The 18,692-nt window shown below is 72.1% G+C and carries 10 protein-coding genes; 4 read left to right on the top strand and 6 right to left on the bottom strand.

The window, feature by feature from the left end; translation table 11 throughout:
- Positions 1–29 precede the first annotated feature (29 nt).
- The gene (locus ACQEVC_RS25775) at positions 30–2,828 is read left to right on the top strand and encodes a LuxR C-terminal-related transcriptional regulator (protein WP_432882137.1); all 2,799 of its coding nucleotides are present in this window, start codon (positions 30–32) and stop codon (positions 2,826–2,828) included.
- A gap of 3 nt (positions 2,829–2,831) precedes the next feature.
- On the opposite strand, the gene ACQEVC_RS25770 is transcribed toward ACQEVC_RS25775, so the two are convergent.
- Complete coding sequence (locus ACQEVC_RS25770) at positions 2,832–5,537, bottom strand: ATP-binding protein (protein ID WP_432882134.1); 2,706 nt, start codon at positions 5,535–5,537, stop codon at positions 2,832–2,834.
- 26 nt (positions 5,538–5,563) lie between these two features.
- Between ACQEVC_RS25770 and ACQEVC_RS25765 the strand changes: the two genes are divergently transcribed.
- Positions 5,564–5,689, top strand: coding sequence for a hypothetical protein (locus tag ACQEVC_RS25765; protein ID WP_432882131.1), 126 nt, complete (start codon positions 5,564–5,566; stop codon positions 5,687–5,689).
- Positions 5,690–5,793: 104 nt separating this feature from the next.
- Here the strand turns inward: ACQEVC_RS25765 and ACQEVC_RS25760 are convergent, their stop codons facing one another.
- Both ACQEVC_RS25760 and ACQEVC_RS25755 read right to left on the bottom strand, forming a co-directional pair.
- On the bottom strand, positions 5,794–6,765 hold the full coding sequence (locus ACQEVC_RS25760) for an ABC transporter permease subunit (RefSeq protein ID WP_432882129.1): 972 nt from the start codon (positions 6,763–6,765) through the stop codon (positions 5,794–5,796).
- Positions 6,762–7,649 carry an ABC transporter ATP-binding protein gene (locus tag ACQEVC_RS25755; protein ID WP_432882126.1) on the bottom strand — a complete coding sequence of 296 codons (888 nt, stop codon included), beginning with the start codon at positions 7,647–7,649 and terminating at the stop codon, positions 6,762–6,764. Before ACQEVC_RS25755 ends, ACQEVC_RS25760 begins: the two co-directional genes overlap by 4 nt.
- A 118-nt stretch (positions 7,650–7,767) precedes the next feature.
- Here ACQEVC_RS25755 and ACQEVC_RS25750 point away from each other — a divergent pair, with 118 nt between their 5' ends.
- Positions 7,768–8,256: a hypothetical protein gene (locus ACQEVC_RS25750; RefSeq protein ID WP_432882124.1), complete on the top strand. Its 489-nt coding sequence runs from the start codon at positions 7,768–7,770 to the stop codon at positions 8,254–8,256.
- A 215-nt stretch (positions 8,257–8,471) separates the two neighbouring features.
- Positions 8,472–10,610, top strand: coding sequence for a sialate O-acetylesterase (locus ACQEVC_RS25745; protein WP_432882121.1), 2,139 nt, complete (start codon positions 8,472–8,474; stop codon positions 10,608–10,610).
- Positions 10,611–10,689: 79 nt separating this feature from the next.
- On the opposite strand, the gene ACQEVC_RS25740 is transcribed toward ACQEVC_RS25745, so the two are convergent.
- The 3 genes from ACQEVC_RS25740 to ACQEVC_RS25730 are packed head-to-tail and all read right to left on the bottom strand — an operon-like array spanning position 10,690 to position 18,641.
- Entirely contained in the window at positions 10,690–12,867 is a 2,178-nt protein-coding gene (locus ACQEVC_RS25740) for a DUF6351 family protein (protein WP_432882119.1), read from the bottom strand.
- Between the two features lie 15 nt (positions 12,868–12,882).
- Positions 12,883–16,623 (bottom strand): glycosyl hydrolase, encoded by a 3,741-nt coding sequence (locus tag ACQEVC_RS25735; protein WP_432882116.1) that lies wholly within the window; start codon positions 16,621–16,623, stop codon positions 12,883–12,885.
- A gap of 14 nt (positions 16,624–16,637) precedes the next feature.
- A complete protein-coding gene (locus ACQEVC_RS25730) occupies positions 16,638–18,641 on the bottom strand; it encodes a LamG-like jellyroll fold domain-containing protein (protein WP_432882114.1) in 2,004 nt (667 codons plus the stop codon).
- Positions 18,642–18,692: the final 51 nt, after the last annotated feature.

Below are 18,692 nucleotides of genomic sequence, written 5' to 3'. Positions count from 1 at the left end.
ATCCAGAGGCGGCCGGCACCCTGAGCTCCGTGGGTGATGAGGTGACGCCGATGGTGGGACGTGCCGCCGAACTCGAACTGCTCGACCGGGCGCTCTCGATGGTCGCGGCCGGCCGGTTCACCGGGGTGGAGATATCCGGCGGGCCGGGCGTCGGCAAGACGCGGCTGCTGTCCGAGCTTCGGCAGCGGGCCGCGGCGGCGGGGTTGTCGACCTGCTCGGGCCGGGCCGTCGAGGTGGAACAGAGCCGCCCCTACGGGTTGTTCGCCGAGGCGTTGGGCCCGCTCGGGTGGCGGGCGCCGGAAAACGCCGACCGACTGGAGGTCTACCATGGAGTACGCCGGCTGCTGGGCGGCGTGCTGTTGCTGGACGATCTGCACTGGGCCGACCCCGCGTCACTCCAACTGACCGAGCACCTCATCCGCCGGCCGCCACCGCGGCCAATGCTGATCGCGGTCACCTTCCGGCACAGCCGGCCGCCGGTGCGGGTGGTGGACGCCCTGGTCGGCCACGGGCCGGCGGCGATCCGGATCGACTTGGCCCGGCTGGGTCCCAGCGACCTGGAGAGCCTCCTGCCGGATCTGCCGCACCGCCGGCGGGAGCTGATCCTGCGGGCCAGCGGTGGCAGTCCGGGCCTCGTGCGGGCGCTGTGCCGGCTGAGCGACAATGCGCTGGCCGCACTGCTGTCGGGCGGGGACCACGACGGAGACCGGGACATCGGCGGCACGGCACGGGACGTCCTCGCCGGCCTGGCCGCGGAGATCATCGCGCAGGATCCGGACACCCGAGCCGTGGCGCAGGCCGCCGCCGTCGCGGGCGACCAGGCCACCGTCGACCTCCTCGCGCACGTGACGGGACTGACGGTCACGGCGGTGACCTCCGCCGTCGACCGGCTGTGCTGGCTAGGTCATGTCGAGGTGTACGGCACCCGGTTCGGATTCCCGAACCCGGTGCTGCGCGCGGCCGTCCGGGCGCTGGTGGGGCCCGCCACCCGGGTGGGACTCCACGCGCGGGTCGCCGGCTACCTGCGTACGCACGGCGGACCGCTGCGGGCGCTGGCGCATCACACCGAACGGTCCGCCGGGCCCGGCGACGAGACCGCCGCTCGCATCCTCGTCGACGCGGGCCTGTCGTGTGTGTTCTCCGCCCCGGCGCAGTCCGGCCGGTGGCTTGCCGCCGCGCTACGGGTCCTGCCCGAAGGGGACCCACGGCGGCCGACCGTCACACTGCGGTATGCGCGCGCCCTGGCCCTGACCGGGGACCTGAACCGCCCCCAGGCGGTGCTCACCGACCTGCCCGACGACCTGGCCGAGCTGCCCGACGAGGGTGGGACACGGGTGGGGGACGTTCGGGCGCTGGTCGCGCAGCTTCGGGGTGATGCGGACGAGGCCGCGGCGATCCTGCGCGAGCTGCTGCGCCGCGGTCGGACCGGTGCGGCGGCCGAGGTCGGGCGCCGGGTACGGCTGGCGGCGGCGGAGGCGCTGCGCAGTGACCCGGGCGCTACCCGGATACACGCCGAACGGGCGCTGGCGGGTGCGGGGAACGACCGGTCCGTGCTCGCCGGGATGGCGCATGGGTTGAGCGCGGTGGCCGCCCTGTCCGAGGGACGTATCGCGGCGGCCCGCATTCACCTGGCCAGTGCGACGGACTTGGTGGATGCCGCCGCCGACGAGTCCCTGTGGCCGCACCTCGACCTGCTCGGCACGGTCTCCTCGGCGGCGGCGGACCTGGGCGACCTGGCGGCGGCGGGCCGGCACCTGGCCCGGGCCAGGGAGCTGGCGGAGGACACCGGCCAGCGCGGCGTGCTGCCGTACCTGCTGGTGCTGGAGGCCGCCCTGCATACCCGGGCCGGCCGGTTGGCCGCGGCGCTGCGGCTCGCTCGGGAGGCCGGTGCCGCCGCCCGGCGCGCCGGCAGCGCCGAGTTGGCGGCGATGGCGGACGCCGTGCTGCTGCGACCGCTGCTGTGGACGGCCGGTCCCGGCGCGACCGCCGCCGTGGCCCGCCGGCTGGCGGACGCCGACCGGCCCCGCACCGCAACGTGGCGGCGGGTCGCGGGGCTGAACCTGGCCGTGGCGGCGCTGGCCGCCGGGCACCCGCAGGAGTGCCTCGACCGGCTGGCCATTGGCCCGTCGCCGTCCCAGGCGCCGGCCGACGCATCGGCGGCGGCACCGGCCAACGCCCCACCCGTCGCACCACCACGAGCCACCGCGGCACCGCCAGCCCACGCATCACCGTCGGTCGAAGCGCCGGCCGCCGTGCACGCGGAGGTGCTGCGGGCGGTCGCGCTGGCCGGCACGGGCGACCTCGGCGCGGCCAGGATGACGGCAGAGCGGGCGCAGCTAACCGCGGCCGGCGCCGGCCTGCCGTACGAGCTGGGGCTGGCCGGCTACGCGCGGGCGTCCATCGCGGTACGGGCGGGCAGGTCGGGCGAGGCGGCCCGACTGGCCCGCGGCGCGGCCGCCGACCTGGCCACCGCCGGCGCCCCGTTCGACGCGGCGCTCGCGGAACACCTCGCCGGTCGCGCGCACGGCCGGGCGGGTCACGTCGAGTGGGGGCGAGCGGCGTTCGATCGCGCCCTCGCCGGCTACCGGGAGTGCGGCGCCGGCTGGCTGGCAGCCGTGGCCGTCGCCGAGCGGGACCGGCCGGTGCGCACGTTGACCGCCCGAGAGCGGGAGATCGCCGACCTGGTCGCGATGGGCCTGACCAACCAGGAGATCGCGGCGCGGCTGTTCCTGAGCCGGCGGACCGTCGAGTCGCACCTGTCGCGGATGTTCGCGAAGCTGGACGTCCGCTCCCGGACCGGGCTGATCAACCGGCTGCGCGCGGCGTGACCCTCAGGTTGTGGTGGTCCGGGGTCGGCCGGGGCCCATCGGGGCGAGTCCAAGGTCGCCGAGCGCGGCCGCGCCGCGCGCGGCATGGACTCCGCCGGCGAGCACCAGGGTCCGTGCGGACTGGTAGCGGCAGCCGGCGGCGTCGAACGCATCTGCCACGGCGAGCAGCGCCTCCTGGTCGCCGTCGAGCAGGGCTTCGGCTCGTTCCACCAAGGAACCGGCGACGGGGTTGCCGGCCACGATGGCCCGGGCCTCGGCCAGGCGGTCGCGGGCGTCGGGGCTCCCGGCGAGTACGGCGGCCTCGGCGCGCAGCGCGACGTACCAGTGGAGCCAGATCCAGGTGACCCACTTCCACACCTCGCCGGGCTCGGGCACCATCCGCTCCAGCGCCTCTGGTGCCTGCCCGCGGTGCAGCAGAAGCATCGCGTCGAAGACCGCCCCGTACCCGTAGATGTGCTCCGGCGGGGTGCCGAGCTGATTCAGGACAGCGCGCCAAACGCGGTGGGCCTCCCGGTCGTCGCGCAGGCCGTGGATCATCGCAACGCCGGCCGCCGCCGGACCGAGGACCGGCCTGGCGGGGCTGCCGGCCCGCTGCCACGCTTCGAGGAACCGGACGCTGCCGGCGAGTACCTCGTCGACGTTGCCCGCCAACGCGTCGGCCACCAGCAGCCAGCTCGTGGCACGATGGCCGACCTCTGCCAGCAACGGGTGATCCGCGAGTTGCCGCGCCCACCGGCGGGCGCTCGGCAGGTCCCCCGCACCGAGGCTGGCCTCGGTGGCCATCCCGAGTGCGTCGATCAGCTCGTGGGTGCTGGCCGGGGTATCCGGCGTGGACGAGAGCAGCGCGATCCGCCGCTGGGCCGTGGCCGCGACGGCGAACGTGTCACCGGCCCAGCTCTGGGCGCCGGTGAGCGCATCGAGAGCGGCGGACTCGGCGAGCGGGTCGCCCGTACGGTGCGCGAGTTCGACCGCCCGTTCGGCGCGCGCGATCGTCTCCGGTACGGCGTTGTCGGGTGGGCCCTGGGCGGCGCCGAACGCGTCGGCGAGCACTCCCGCCTCGGCCAGCGCCACCGCGGCCTGGGCGGCCCGGTCCTCGCCGGCCAACTCCCGCGCCTCGGTGAGGAGCGCGATCGCCTCCTCCTGGGGCGGGATCCGGGCGAATTTGGTCGAGAACCGGTAGGCGTTGGTGGCGGCCGTCGCCAGGTCAGCGGCGGCGCCGGCGGTGTCCCCGGACCGGTGGGCTGCCTCCGCGGCCGCACGGTGGAAGCCGTACATCTCATCACCGCGCATCCGGCATCCGGCCACAGCCGCGGCCTGCCGGAGCATCGACGCGGTGGCGGCCAAGTCGTCCGCGAGCCCGGCCGCCTGCTCATAGCGCCGCTGGGACTCGCCGATCAGGTGACGGGTGAAGGTCAGCTCCGCCAGGCACCGGGCGAGACGATAGGCGTCCGCGCGCTGCTCCGGCCGGTCGGCCGCCCACGCCAGGGCCGAACGGAGGTCGTCGGCCACCGCGTCGAATCGGGCTCGCCAGTCCGCTCCTGCCTCCGCCAGGCCGGTAGCCTTGGCCAGGCACCAGCGAAGGTGCCGGGATCGGGCGTCGACCAGCTCGCCAGCCTCGGTGACCCGCTCCGTCCCGTACTCGCGGATGGTCTCCAGCGCCCGGTACTGGGTACCGCCTGGGGAGGCCGTCACCACCAGCAGGCTCTGTTCGGCGAGCCGGGCCAGTCCGTCGGCGACAAGGCCTTCCTCTGACCCGGCGACCTCCGCCGCCGCCGAAGCGGTGAACGGCGCCGCAAAGACCGACACCCGGCGCAGCAGCGCCCGGTCGGCCGGCTCCAGCAGTGCGTGGCTCCAGTCCAGCGCCGCCCGCACCGAACGGTGCCGGTCATCGGCACGGGAGCCACCGGTGAGCATCCGGAGCGGATGGGACAGGGCGGCGGTGATGCCATCCAGCCCGAGCGTGGGATACCGGGCGGCGGCCAGCTCGATCGCCAGCGCCATGCCGTCGAGCCGCTCGCAGATCGAGGCGATCTGGTCGCGCAGTGCAGGATCCAGCGGCCGGCCCACCGCCGCCGCCCGCTCCATGAACAACGCGACCGCGTCAGACCCGCCGTCGACAGCCAGCGACAGTGGCGGCACCGGATACACCCGCTCGAACGGCACCATCAGCCGCGCCCGGCTGGTCGCCAGCGCCGTCACTCCAGGGCACGCTGCCAACAGCCGCTCGAGAAACAGCGCCACCCCGTCCACCACCTGCTCGCAGTTGTCCAGCACCAGCAACGCGTGATGGTCGGCCAGCGCATCGACCACGGACTCCGTCATGTCGCGGCCGGGCTGCTCGCCGAGGCCGAGCGCCCCGGCGACCGCGGTCGCAACCATGTCCGGGTCGGTGGTCGGGACCAGGTCGACGAACCACACCCCGTCGGAGTACCCGCCTGCGGCTTCCGCGGCCACCGTCAGCGCGAGCCGGGTCTTGCCCACTCCGCCGGGGCCGACCGCGGTCACCTGCTGGTGTGCCTTGATCAGCTCGGTCAGCTCGGTCCGCTCGCTCACCCGCCCGATGAACGAGGTCAGCGGGGCCGGCAGAACCGGCTCCGGGTGAGCCCGGCCGGTGCCGGCCAGTTCAGGCGCACGCCGGGCAAGCGCACGCCGATCCGGGACCGCCAGCTTGCGCAGCAGCGAGGAGACGTGCGTCTCCACGGTACGCACCGAAGTTCAAGACGCGCTACGCGACATTGGGATTCAGTGACCAGGCAAAGCTGGACGAGGGCACAATGTGGCCGGCCGCTCTCGCCCTGACCGAGGTGAACGCCGAGGTGGAGGCGCGGATCGGCGCGCTCGTGAAGCAGGCGGTGGGCTGAGGCGCGCCCCGGTGCGGCAACCCTTGCACCTGGGGCGCCCCCCGATCCAGGTAGTTATCCGGCGGTCGATGTTTCGGCCTGCCGGGGCCCTGGTGGACACCGCCCTAGCTGACCCGGCGCTGAACCCGCCACAGGCCGACCACCGCGAGCAGCGAGCTGAACCCGAGATACAGCGCCAGTTCGATCCATTGGAACGGCCAGAAGCGCCGGTTGGGCTGATAGGTGAGCTCCACGTGGAGGTTGAGTTTGCCGAGGCACACCGCTGTGTCACCGAACCTGCCGCTGGCGCCGGTCTTCGGGGCGTTGTCCAGACACTCGTCGAAGGCGGCGTCGGACAGTTGCCGGCCCTCAGGCGTCAAGAGCGCACTGGTATCCGTGACCCAGGCGTCCGGTATCTGCAGTCCTCCGACGACCGGCCCGCCGGTAATACTGCCCAGCGACCGGGCCTGGTTGATGGCGTCGGCACTCATGGAGACGGTGGTCCGCTCGGCGGGCATGTAGTGCGGTCGCAGCAGATTCGGTACGACGAACTGCACCGCGATCACGGCCAGGAACACCATCGCCATCGCCGGTAGGGTACGGCGGACCAGCAGCCCGGTGACGGCCCCGAAGGTGAAACCGAAGACGGCGTACCCGATGGGCGCGACGACGCGTGCGCCGAACAGGAGTGCGTTGAACCGGTCGCCGGCCACCTGGTCGACCGGGGCCGCCGCCCAGGTCAACAGCGCGCTGAGCGTACCGGAGCCGGCGATGCTGGCGAGGGCGAGCACCGCCAGCTTGACGGCGAGCCAGCGGCGGCGGGACACACTCTGGTTCCACACCAGTCGATGGGTGCCGGTCTCCAGTTCCCGGGCGATGAGCGGCGCACCCCAGAACGCTCCGATGAGCGCGGGTATCAGGCCGAACCCGGCGGCGAGGAACAGCATCGTCTGCCCGTACTGGCTCGGGAGCTGGGATGGTTCGCGCGCGGCACGGATGTCCGCGCCGAGTTTGAGCAGGTAGATGGCGGCCAGGACCAACAGGATCGCTCCGGCGAGCGCCTGGATGCGGAACTGCCGCAGGCTCATTCGGATCATCGCGCCACCGCCGCACCACCGCGGGGCGCGGCAACCGGTGCGGCGGCCCGCGACATGTAGGCGAGGACCAGTTCCTCCAGCGTGATCGGCCCGCCGTCCGGCGCCGCCGCGCTGTGCCGTACCGCTGTGTCGTCTCGGACCAGGGCGCGGCCGTGCTCCGCCCAGATGACCTCGACTCCGGTGGGCATCGTGGCCGGATCGCCGGTGATCCTGTAGTGCGAGGCGAGCAGGTTCCGTACCGGGCCGGCGACCTGAACGCGCGAGTCGCAGAGCACGACGAGGTAGTCACAGACCTGCTCGACATCGCTCAACAGGTGCGAGGAGAGTACGGCACTGGCCCCCAACTCACCGACGAACTCCACGAGACTGCGCATGAAGTCCTTGCGTGCCAAGGGATCTAGCGCAGCGGCGGGCTCGTCGAAGATGAGCACCTCGGGGCGCTTCGCGGCGGCGATGGTCATCGCGAGCTGCGCGCGCTGGCCGCCGGAGAGCCGGCCTGCCTTTTGCGCGGGGTCCAGGCCGACCTGGGTGATCCGTCGCCCGGCGAGCGCCGGGTCCCAGGACGGGTTCAGCCAGGCACCCATCTTCAGGTGGTCGGCGACGCTGAATGAGGCGTACACCGGAGTGTCCTGGGCGACGAAGCCGACCCGGGCCAGGTGCGCCGCGTTGGCTGCCGGCCGGGACCCGAGGACGGACAACGTACCCGAGGACGGCCGGATCAGGCCGCAGGCCAGTTGCAGGAGCGTTGACTTGCCGGCGCCGTTCGGGCCGACCAGCCCGACGATATGCCCGCGCGGGATTTTCAGGTCGCAGTCGGTCAGTGCGGTGCGGCGGCCGTACCGTTTGGTCAGCCGCTCGGCGCGCAGCACGAATGGAGTTTCCATGGGCCCATCCTGGGAACGGCGGGCCGGGCCGGGCATCGGTCCGAAGAAGGGTTCGGTACCCGGCCGACCCTACTTTCGGCCGGTTCGGGCGGGCCGGTGATTTCCTAGCGTTCTCGGCATGGACACGACACACCGAACGGCGGCGAACGCCATGCTGGGGCTGGTCTTCGTCGCCGGGCTCGGGCTCACGGCGTACCTGATCGCGGACAGTTGGGGCGGGCTGTACTGGCTGTTCGACTGCGTGGCCGGGACGGCGGCAGGGGTGCTCGCGCTGCTGCGCGGGCAGCAGCGGACCTGGCCGGTGGCGGGCGGGCTCGCGGTCGCGGCGGTGGCCGTCGTGGTGGCCCGGGTCGCGGACCTGCCGCAGGAGCCGGGACCGGTCACCGCACTGGCACTGGCCGTACTCGTCGGATCGGGGATCCGCACGCTGCCGGGACCGCGTGCCGCGGCCGTCGCGGCGGGCGGGCTGGCGGTGGTGGTGGGTACCTGGCTGACCGCACTTCCGGACGCGGCGGGCTTCACCGCGGTGACCGTCGTGAACACCGTCACCTGGCTGGTTGCCGTGGCGCTCGGGATCACTCTGCGGGTGGTCGGCCGCGCCTCGTAACGTGACCGGGGTGAGCATCTGCGACCGGCTGTCCGGGGTCGCGGCCACGCCGTGCCGGATGGACTTCTCAGACCCGGGCCGTCCAGCGCGGAACCCTGGACCGATCATCGCTTGCAGATCACCATTGGCCGCACAGCGCCGGCACTCATCTGTTTCTTCCCGGTTACGCGGATAGCGTGCAGCCACCCGGGATCGGATCCCATGGAGGAGGGCCCATGCCGCGACGTCGGCTCGACAGCCGCCTGCTGGCCAGCGGATGCGCTGCCCTGGCGTTCGGCACGGCAACCGTTTCCGCCATCAGCGTCGCCGCCGCTGAACCAACGGCCAGCGACGCCTGGTCCACGTCCTGCGATGCCGAGGCCGCGGGCTACCGGCCGGTGCGAGGGCTCGACCTGCCCACCGCAGCGAACTGGCGGGACACCACGCCGCCGTACACATTCGATGAGACCGCAACCGTCGCCGGCGGTTTCGACCGGGTCGGCTACTGCCTGGAGCTGACCACCGAGGTGGGTACGACCTGGGTGTGGACGTCGATGGAGGCGCTGAGCGGCAACCCCGATGACGTCGGCCTGCCGATCCGCATGGAGCAGTCGCGGCACCAGTTCGTCGACGATCTGACGGTCGCCTCCAACGTGCCCGGCGTACCGGAGGTCGACGGCGGCTCCGGCTGGGTCGAGATGTGGCCCAACCAGTACGACGCGACGGGCTCCCGGCAGGTACCGGGAGCGTCCGAAACCGTTCACGATGCCGACGACGCGGTCCTGTGGGCGAACGGGTACGGCTCGTTCCAGGTACACGTGTTCGCCGACGCCGGCGACGCCCGTGGCCCGCGGCCCGCGGACGCTGCCACCGCGACTCCGGTGCTGGCCGTCAACGCCTTCACCACCGCCGGCCCGCAGACGATGGACGTCGGCATCGGTGCCAACACGGTCGGAAACCCCGACTGGACGTTCGCCCGGAATGCTGGCGACTACACCGCCCGGCGGCTCACCTTCTACGCCCGGCCCTCGCTGGCCCGGGTGGACGCCGCCCCGATCTCGCGGCAGGTGGTCCCCCGCCCGGGCCGATCCGCCACCGAGGTGTCGGTGCCGGTCAGTGGGGTGGCGCTCGACCCGCACGTCACCGCGGTCGAGCTGCGGACAACCCGCCACGGCCAGCAGACGACCCGCCGAGCCACCGTGTCACCGGCGGCACCGCGGTTCTCGTTCACCGTCTCGCTGCCGGTGGCGCGGACGTCGACCGATCTGGAACTCGTCGCGCGTACCTCCGACGGCGGCAGCCACCGCATCGCCCGCGCGGTCGACGTCGTCGCCGGTGACGTCATCGTGGTGCAGGGACAGTCGAACGCGCAGGCCGGCCAGCAGCCGAACTCGACGTCGTCGGAGGCGGACCGGTCCCGCTGGGTGCGTACCTTCGGCACCTCCAACAACAACAACTCGCGGCTGGCCGCCGCCATCGGCGGCTGGACCTACGCCATGGGCGACAACATCCAGCGGGTCGCGGCGATCGGCCAGTGGGCGGTCAGGATGGGACAGCTCATGTCGGCCGAGCTCGGCGTACCGATCGCGATCGTCAACGGTGCCCGTGGTGGCCAACCGATCGGCTACTTCGCCCGCAACGACAGCGCGCCCACCGATGGTACGACCAGCTACGGGATACTGCTGCAACGCCTCACCCGGGCCGGCCTGACCGGGCCGGGCGCCATCGACGTCATGCTGTGGTATCAGGGTGAGGCCGACCGCGACAACGCCGAGGTACACGTCGCCGGGTTCACCGAGCTGGTCGCGGACTGGCGCCAGGACTACGGCGCCGAGCTGCCGGTCTACGTCCACCAGGTCCGCAACTCCCCATGCGACCAGGCGATCCCAGTGGCGCTGCGAGACGCGCAACGGCGGCTGCCGGACACCGTCGACAACCTGCGGGTGTTGTCGACGACCGGCCTCAACGGCCACGACGGCTGTCACTTCGACTACCTCGACGGCTACCGCACCCTCGGTAACCACAATGCGGCCATGCTCCTCGACGACCTGTACCGTCCGGGTGCCCCGAAGGTGGCGCCGCCGAACCCCAGAGCGGCTCACCGGATCGACGACCGCCCGAACCAGTTGGTGGTGAACCTCCGCTCCCCCGCCGTCCGGCTGACCGTCGAGGATGGCGCCGCCGCGGACTTCCAGGTGCCGGGCACAGTGGTGGAATCCGTGCGCTGGCAACGCGGCCGTGGCCTGGTGCTGACGCTGGACCGGCCGGTACCCGCCGACGCGACGGTGGCGTACCTCGCCCACCGGCGCGCCGGCCCCCGGGTCGTCGACGCCCGCGGTATGGGTCTGCTCGCCTTCCGGATCCCCGTCGAATAGCACGGCGTCCGTAGATCGTCGGCGGCGGCGCTGTACCGGTCGACGAACACGTGTGCGGGGGTCCGGAGCGCACCCGAGCTCAGTCGAACGACAGCCAGGTATCGCGCAACGGCCACTGCCCGACTCCGGGCTTCGTCCAGTCACACACGCCGGACGGGAAGATCTGCAACAGTCGACGGCGCTCGGCCGGGTTGACGGCGACCCGATAGTCGCTCCAGTCGATGGCCTTGCGGTGGCAGGTCACGACGTCGTCGGTCAGCGGAGCGCCGGCCACCAGCCGTGGGGTGGAGTAGGCGGGGAACAGCTGCCCGCACTCCCCGGCATTGTCCGCGGTGAGCCGTTGAACGATCTTGCGGGGCGTGTCGTCGCGGCTCCAGCAGGTGTCGGTGAGATCAGCCGGCTTGTTCCGCACCACCTTCTGGTGCGCCGGTAGCCGCGCGTCGTCGCCCACGAGTGCGGTCAGCCACTCCTCCATGCTCGTCAGGGCGTACCGCAGGGTCGGGCTGGTCAGGCTGAACCCGCCGAAACGGCTGTCCTCCACGAGGAAGACCTGGTTGTCCGCGTCGCCGTTCGCCGCCTCCAGCCGCGCCCTGGTGGCGTAGCCGTGCGTCATCATGTGGATGTCGCCGTTCGTGGCGTCTTCGGAGTACGACCGGTAGTCGATGATCGGTGTGCCGGCGAGGCCCGCCCCGCCGAAGAGGATACGCCCGGTGCGGTAGGCGGCGTGCCTCGCGATCGGGTCGGCCGCGGTGCGCCGCCGCACCGGCTTGGCGTCGAGGTCCAGGCCCCCGATGCCCTCGTTGAGGTCGAGGAACTGCGCGGTGGTGATCGCGCCCGAGTTCAGCGCGGCCAGCCCGTACTGCACACCCACGTTGTCCAGCGGCCGCCGGGCGAATCCGGTGGTCGGATCACGTCCGTAGACGTTCACGGTGTGGTCGTACACGTCCGCGCGCGCCCCGCCGGGGTTGGCCTGCGGGTGGTAGCGCAGTTCCGCCGGCAACTCGGCGGGGAACTCGGCGACCGGGTCGAGCCGTTTCGCCCCGTCGCTGAGGTTGCGAATGCTTTCCCACCGCAGGAAGCCGGCGACCCGGCGCTGCTCCTCCCGGCTGAACGCGCCCGGCGCGACCTCGGTGAAATAGTGCTCGAGCAGCCGGGCGTCGAACAGCGTGATGTTCGTCGCGGACGCGACGTCGGGAAACGTCCGCCCGACCACGATGCCGTCCAGCAGGCCTGGGTAGTTGTCCGCGATCTGGTGAGCCTGGTAGGAGCCTCCCGAAGAACCCCAGCCGATGGTGAACAGCGGATCGCCGTAGTGCTCGACGAACCGTTCCTTGACCATCATCATCGTCTCGGCCGCGAGCAGGTCGTTGCAGTTGTTGCCGAAGACGTTCAGCGAGGCCGACGCGACCGCGTAGCCGCGACCGAGCATCTGCGGGTCCAGGACGCCGCCGGTTTCGGTGCCCTGGGTGTACCAGCCGCGCCGGCAGCCGCCGCCGAACGTGTAGATGAGCCGGTCGTTCCAGCCGGGACTGTGCCGGTAGAAGGTGGGTTGTTCCGTTGCCGGGTCGTGCAGCATGGAGATCTGGTAGATCGACCGGTTGAGCGTGCCGGTCTCGATCCGGATGAGGAACGGGACCGTCTCGCCGACGACGGTCGTCGTCCAGGCGAGGTCGTCGGGTCGGACCGTCGGATCCGGCAGTGGCCTCGTCCTGCCGGCGGTCGATCGGTACGCGTAGTCGACCCGGGTGGCCGCCGAGCAGTCGGCGTCGAGCGGATCGCCGAGCGTGCCGCCGTCGACCAGCCGGAACAGCGCCGTGGTGCAGGCGTACGGTGATTCCTGCGGACCACTGATCACCGGTCCGGTGGCCGGATGGTTTGTCATGACGAGGTGGTCGCGCAGCGGCCCGGCGATCGCGACGAGGTGATTGTGTCCGGGGCGGAGCCGATCGACCAGGCCGGTGAGGGCGTGCGCGTTCGCGTCGGCCCGGAAGGAACCGCTGATGTCCGCGCCGTTGAGCGTGAGCCGTACCCCGTCCAACGGCGTGTCGCGCGGCACCGTCGCGGTGACGAGCACGTCGTCCGCCGTCACCAGTTCGGGCCGGGCCGACAGCGCCACCAGCCGCAGGCTGTCGTCGTCGTCGGCCGCCGTTGCCGGTGCGACCTGGGATGCGACCAGCGTGGCCGCGGCGACAGCGGTCAGGGCCGTGACCGCGGCGAGGACGGATCGTGGCGGGCGGTGCCGAGTGATATGACGCATCGCAGGTATCCGTTCTCAGGCGCCGACGGAGTAGACGGCGAACTCGGCCAACTGTGTGTTGTGGCCCGGCGAGGTGGGGTACCAGCCCTCGGTGATGCGCAGCCGCACGTAACGCGCCTCCGTCGGCGTGACCGCCGTGCGGGTCGCCGCGTTCCGGGCGTCGTCCGTGACCGACAGCACGGTCGTCCACCGCACGCCGTCCAGAGACGTCTGCACGTCGTACGACCGCGGGGCCCAGTTCTCCCGACCGCTCAACCCCACCGCGCGCACCACCGTGGCCAGTCCGAGGTCGACGCCGACGAACTCCGGGGTCTCGGGCGTCGGGGCCTGTCCGGGCGTGTGACCGCCGGAGACCCAGTACGTCGACGCCGATCCGTCGGTCAGGAACGAAGGCGGATGCTGGTACTGGTAGCTCGACGCGAAGACGCGTGGATACGGGCTGCCCGTCGCGTTGAGCGCCAGGTTGTCGGAGTGTCGAAGCGTGACCTGCGCCTGCCCGCCGGCCCCGTTGGCCGCCACCGCGTCGATGACGAGAACGGACGAGCCGGACCCGCGCTGACCGCTCAGCCGTACCGGCACCGTTGCCGACGACCGTCCGGGAATCCGCAGCGTCGGCCGGTCCAACGCTGCCTCGACGCCGTCGTCGGTCGTCACGTCGAGTGACACCGACACCGGTTTCGGGGAGTTGTTGGCGACCCGGACCCGCGCCTGGTTGGTGCCGCCGGCGGCCAGCGGCAGTTCCCGCTCGAGGGCCTCCACCGCCAGGGTCGGCTGCCGGGCCTCGCGCGGCGTCAGGCGTACCGGCCCGAACAACCCGTAGTCCATGCGTGCCCGGCCGGCCGCGCCGGTGCCGGGTGCGACCCGGACCGCGTTGACGAGGGTCGACGCGACGCGCACGGTCAGGGTGTTGTCACCGGCCCGCAGATAGCGGCCCACCTCGATATGCCCGAGGTCCTGCGGGCTGCGCGCCGGGATGCGGGTGCCGTTCAGTGTCACGGTGACGGTGTCGACGGCGGCGCCCAGGTCCAGGTGTGCCGTACGGACCCCGTCCCAGGAGTCGTCGAGGGTGAACGTCGAGGTGTACGTCCCGACCCCGGACACGTCGCCGAGGTCGACGTCGTATCCGTTCGCCGGCGTGATCGCCGACCACGGCGGAAGCGTTCCCCGCTCACCGGCGACCGGTACGACGGCCGGAAGAGTGGTCTTGGCGGTGTCACCGGGCAGCCCCGACTCACCCCGGGACCAGCTCTGCACCTGGAGAGTCCAATCGTCGAGGAGCACGGTGCCCAACCCGGTATTGCGGGCGACGGTCGGACCGTGCTCCACCGCGGCCGACCACCGGAACGTCTCGTCGTGGCGCGTCGACAGCGCGATGACCGCGGTGTCGGACGCCGCCAGGGCGACGTCGACGACCACGCCGTGCGGTGTCCGCCGGTAGTCGGTGAGCGGGGTGATCTCGCCGGTCCAGGTGTCCAATTTGTACGGTCGCCCCTCCCCCGTGAGCGTCAGTCGCTGTTCGGTCGCCCATGACCGCTGGTTGAACAGGTAGTAGTAGTCGGTGGTCGGGGCGGAGCGGCGGACACTCAACACGTCGGCGGACGGCGTGGCGTGCGCGGCGGCCGGCGCTATCCCGAGCCGGGCGAGCAGGGCCGGCACGGCGGCGAGGTCGGCGACCCGGTGCACGCCACGCCGGGCGGCCAACTGGGCGATCAGGCGACGCAGCTCGGCATCCCGTGCCCCGGGTGGGAAGCCCGGAGTCGACGAGGGCAGCTCGCCGACGAAGACGACCGGCAGCCCGTCCCGGGCCAGGTCGAGCAACCGGCGCGCGGTGTCGACCGCCATCGTCGTCTGATCCGCGAGGACGATCGCCCGGTACGCGCCGGCCTCCGGGAACAGCCGCTCGTCCGACACCTTCGCCGAAGGCATCCGCAGGTGCGCCGGGCTGAGGTACTCGTAGGTGTAGCCCCGTTCGGCCAGCGGCGAGTCGCTCTCCAGGAGGGTCCTCGGTCCGGTGAGCGTGGTGGCCGGTGATCGCAGGCCGAAGTCCTGTAGGTACACGGCCACGTCGAAGGTCGGCCTGCCCTGCCGAAGCACCAGTTGCAGCCGGGCGAGGTGGTCGTTGATCGCCCGGTAGTCCGGCCAGTTGGGGCCGCCCTTGGCACCCCACGCCTCGGCGAACGAGGTGTTGCCCCCGTACGACATGCCCGGCCACACCGCCTGGTCGGACGTCCCCTCTCCCTTGGTCAGGTACGGGTAGCCGTGCCACACCAACTGCGTCACGCCACCCGCATATCCGCGGTACACCGAGCGCAGGTTGCCCGGCTCCCGCCAGCCGCCGGCGGTCGACGCCCAGACGTCCGCCCGCGCCGCGCAACACTCGCTGGAAACCACCGGGGTGCCGTTCACGTGCGCGCCGACCGACACCAACCGGTAGGGCTCGATGTTGTCGTAGAACACCAGCGACTCGCCCTCGGGCACGTCGACCTGGGTGGCGGCCTGCGGCGTGTCGACGGGCCCGCCGTACGGCTGGCTCCGCAGCGCCATGCCGCGTTCGTTCGCCCATCGGCGTAACGGCACGAGCCGGGAGTCGATGTACAGGTCGTTCCAGGTCTGCCGGTAGTCGGTCCGGACACCCACGCCGCTGCCGTCGGTGAAGTCGAAGAACGGTGCCGTGCTGAGGCCCCCGGCTCCGGCGTCGGCGAGCGCCGGAAGTACCGGGATCGGCGAGTAGCCGCGACGCCGCTCCCACTGGTCGGCGAAGTCCCACGTCCACTTCTGCGAGTCCCCGAGTTCGAGCGAGTCCTCGAAGAGGTCGACCCTGCCGACGGCGTCGAGCGCCTCCCGCACCGGCGGGGTGAGAACCGACGAGTCGTAGAACTGCGTTGTCGCCCGGACTCCCGCTGCACTGAGGTGGTCGAGGACGTAGTTCGGCTTGGTCGTGGTGAAGTTGTTGCGAAGCTGGCCGTCGCCGGTCTGGAAGAAGCCGATCAGCACATGGGTGTCGCCGGCGTCGCCGGGCACGTCGAGGCTCAGCGTGCCGTCGTCGCCGACGCTGCCGGTGAGGTCCCGCACACTGTCGCGGTGGAGCATCCGTGGACCGCTGCCCTGGCGGTCGCAGGCCGGGTCCGCGCATCGGGCGAGCAGCACGGCGACCGGGGTGCGCCGGGCACCGACCGGGGGTTGCGGGCGGTAGTTGGTCGGCAGGACCCCGCCGTACCTCGTACCGCCCTTGACGAAGGTGTGCGAGAACACCAGCTGTTGCGACGCGCGCGGATCGTTGACATCGGTCACCGTGGGTACGATCGCCGGCCATCGTGGACTGATCGTGAAGTCCAGGGCCAGATCGAGCTTGCCTGCGGTCTCCAGCATGCTCTGGACCTTCTGGGCCCAACGCGGCGAGCCCCAGCCGTACTCCGCAAGGAACTCGGGGTCGAAGGCCCGCGGGCCGACGGCGGTGGTCGTGGCGACCTCCGCGCCGCCGGCGCCGATCGCCTTCATGTCGGCGAGCTCCGCGCGAAGCTGCTCGTCCTCCGTGAAGGCCATCGGCATCCACCAGCGATACTTCGGACGCACCGACGAGGGCGGATCGGCGAATGTCCCGGCGGTCAGCCTCGGCACGGATCCGGCACGCACCGCCGACGCCGGCACGGCGGGCGAGCCCGACGCGGCAGTCGGTGCGATCGCGACAGGGGTGCCGGCGAGCGCCGCCGCGAGGAGCGGTACAGCGACGAGGCGGCAGCGGCGCTTACGGGACATCGTCAGTCTCCGATCTACTCGCCGGCCGGGACGAGGGCGTTCATCGGCAGCCGGGCGGTGAGGCCCGGGATGGCGGCCGTGTTACTGGTGCGCAGCCGGAACACCTCGGTGGTGGTCAGCGCGCGGTCGTAGACGCGGAACTCGTCCATGCTGCCCTGGAACCGGTTCGCTCCGTCGAGCCGCTGCCCCAGGTAGATGGGCGTGGGATCGTCGCCGTGGACCGCCCCGGCGGCACCGGACGCGGCGCCGACCCGGACAGCGTCCACGAACAACGCCACATTGCCCGCCTGACGACGCAGCACGACGTGGTGCCAGGCACCGTCGGCGTACGCGCGGGCGGAGCTGACGCTCGCCGAACCCGTGCCGGTGGTCACCGTGCCACGGATCCGGTTGTTGCCGGGTTCGGCCCGCAGCCACACCTCGGGTGCGCCGTTGACGCCGTACGCCCAGAACAATGCCTGGTCCCTGCCGGTCTCGCCGTACCTGATCCACGTCGACACGGTGAAGTCACCAGTGCCCAGGACCGGTGCGGTCCGGAAGGGCAACTGCACCCGGCCGCGCTCCCCGTCGAAGCGGAACGCCCGGCCGTACCGGCCCGCGGTGGTGGTGACGCCGTCGAACACCAGCGCCGACCGGCCGGGTATGTCCGGAGTGGTCGCCGGGGTGTGCAGGTCGCGGTCGTCGAGCCGGACGAAGGCGATCTCCGAGCGGTAGTCGGTGGCGCCGCGCTCGTAGAGCAGCCCGATGTCGCCACCCGGCAGCTCCACCATGTCCGAGTAACCGCCGTAACAGGCACACTCCTGCACCGTGGCGCTCCGATCGTTGGTGCCGTACACCTGCACACCCTCGTCGGTCGAGTCCGACGGCGTGTCCACGCCCTGCCAGGTACGGCCCTCGTCGAACGACGACCGGACGGTCGGCCGGATCCGCGGCTCCACGTTCACCGACGGCGCCATGGTCAGTATCAGGTTGTAGGCGTCACCCTGGTCGGTGGATCGCAGCCGCAGCGACGACGACTGGATGTTCGGCGCCTCGAACCCGGGCAGCAGGGTGAAGTCGCTGTGGTACGTCGCCCCGCTGTCCTTGCTGACCGCGACCGCCCGGTGTGGACGGACGAACGGGTCGGCCTCCTCCTCGGGAGTACCACCGACCCAGTTCTGCCGGGCCCACACCATGAGGTCGCCGTTGGCCAGCTCCACCAGGCTGAGTTCCTGTGGGATCAGCCGACGGTCGGCGGGGTAGTGCGCCTGGGCTCCCCGGTGCCAGGTGACGCCGGCGTCGTCGCTGTAGACGAGCATGGCGCCGAATCCCGCCCCGTTGTCATAGTTGACTCCCGCGATCAGCCGACCGGCGTACGCGCCGCGGGTGAGTTGGATGGCGTGCACCGGTCCGGTCGCGTAGTGGCCCCAGGACGGGTCGTCGAGTTCGGTAAGTGTGCGCGGTGAACCCCACGTCACCCCGTTGTCGTCGCTGTGCAGCACGTACGGGGTGCGCGGAGCGGTCCGGTGGTTGCTGCCGGGGGTGGCCGGGTTCACCGGGTTGTGCGTGCCCAGCAGCACGATCCGGCCGTCCGGGGCGTCGGCCGCCGGAGCGCCGGGCAGTCGCCGGTACACCACCGGACCGGGGTTGCCGCGGGTTGCCGGCGCCACCGGGTCGCCCGGTTCGCCCCGCACCACCGTCTGCTCCGGCAGCCATTGGGTGCTGCCGGCGGGCAGCCGCCGAACCACCGTCTCGATGTTGGACTTGTCGGCACACGTGTGGAACCGGTGTTCGGCGAAGGCCAGCAACGAACCGTCCGCCGCCTGGACGATCGCCGGAATCCGGTAACACCCGGACGGCACGTTCGGACTGGAGTACAACACGGTGGTCTTCGCCTCGAACGGGTCGACCGTCGCCGCGGTGACGTCCGCCGCCGCGCCCTGGACCGGTACCAGCGACGCCGCCGCGCTGACCCCGAAGGCGAGCAGCGCTGCCCGGTATCTGGGTTTGCGATGAACGCGCCTGCTACGAACAATCACGGTCGTCGCTCCTCTTTCTCGTGCCGGAATGAGGGTTCTCGTGCGGATGCG

Origin of the sequence: Plantactinospora sp. CA-294935 (genome assembly GCF_050936445.1) — a bacterium.
Lineage (GTDB): Bacteria > Actinomycetota > Actinomycetes > Mycobacteriales > Micromonosporaceae > Plantactinospora.
This window is presented reverse-complemented; position numbering and strand designations above follow the sequence as displayed.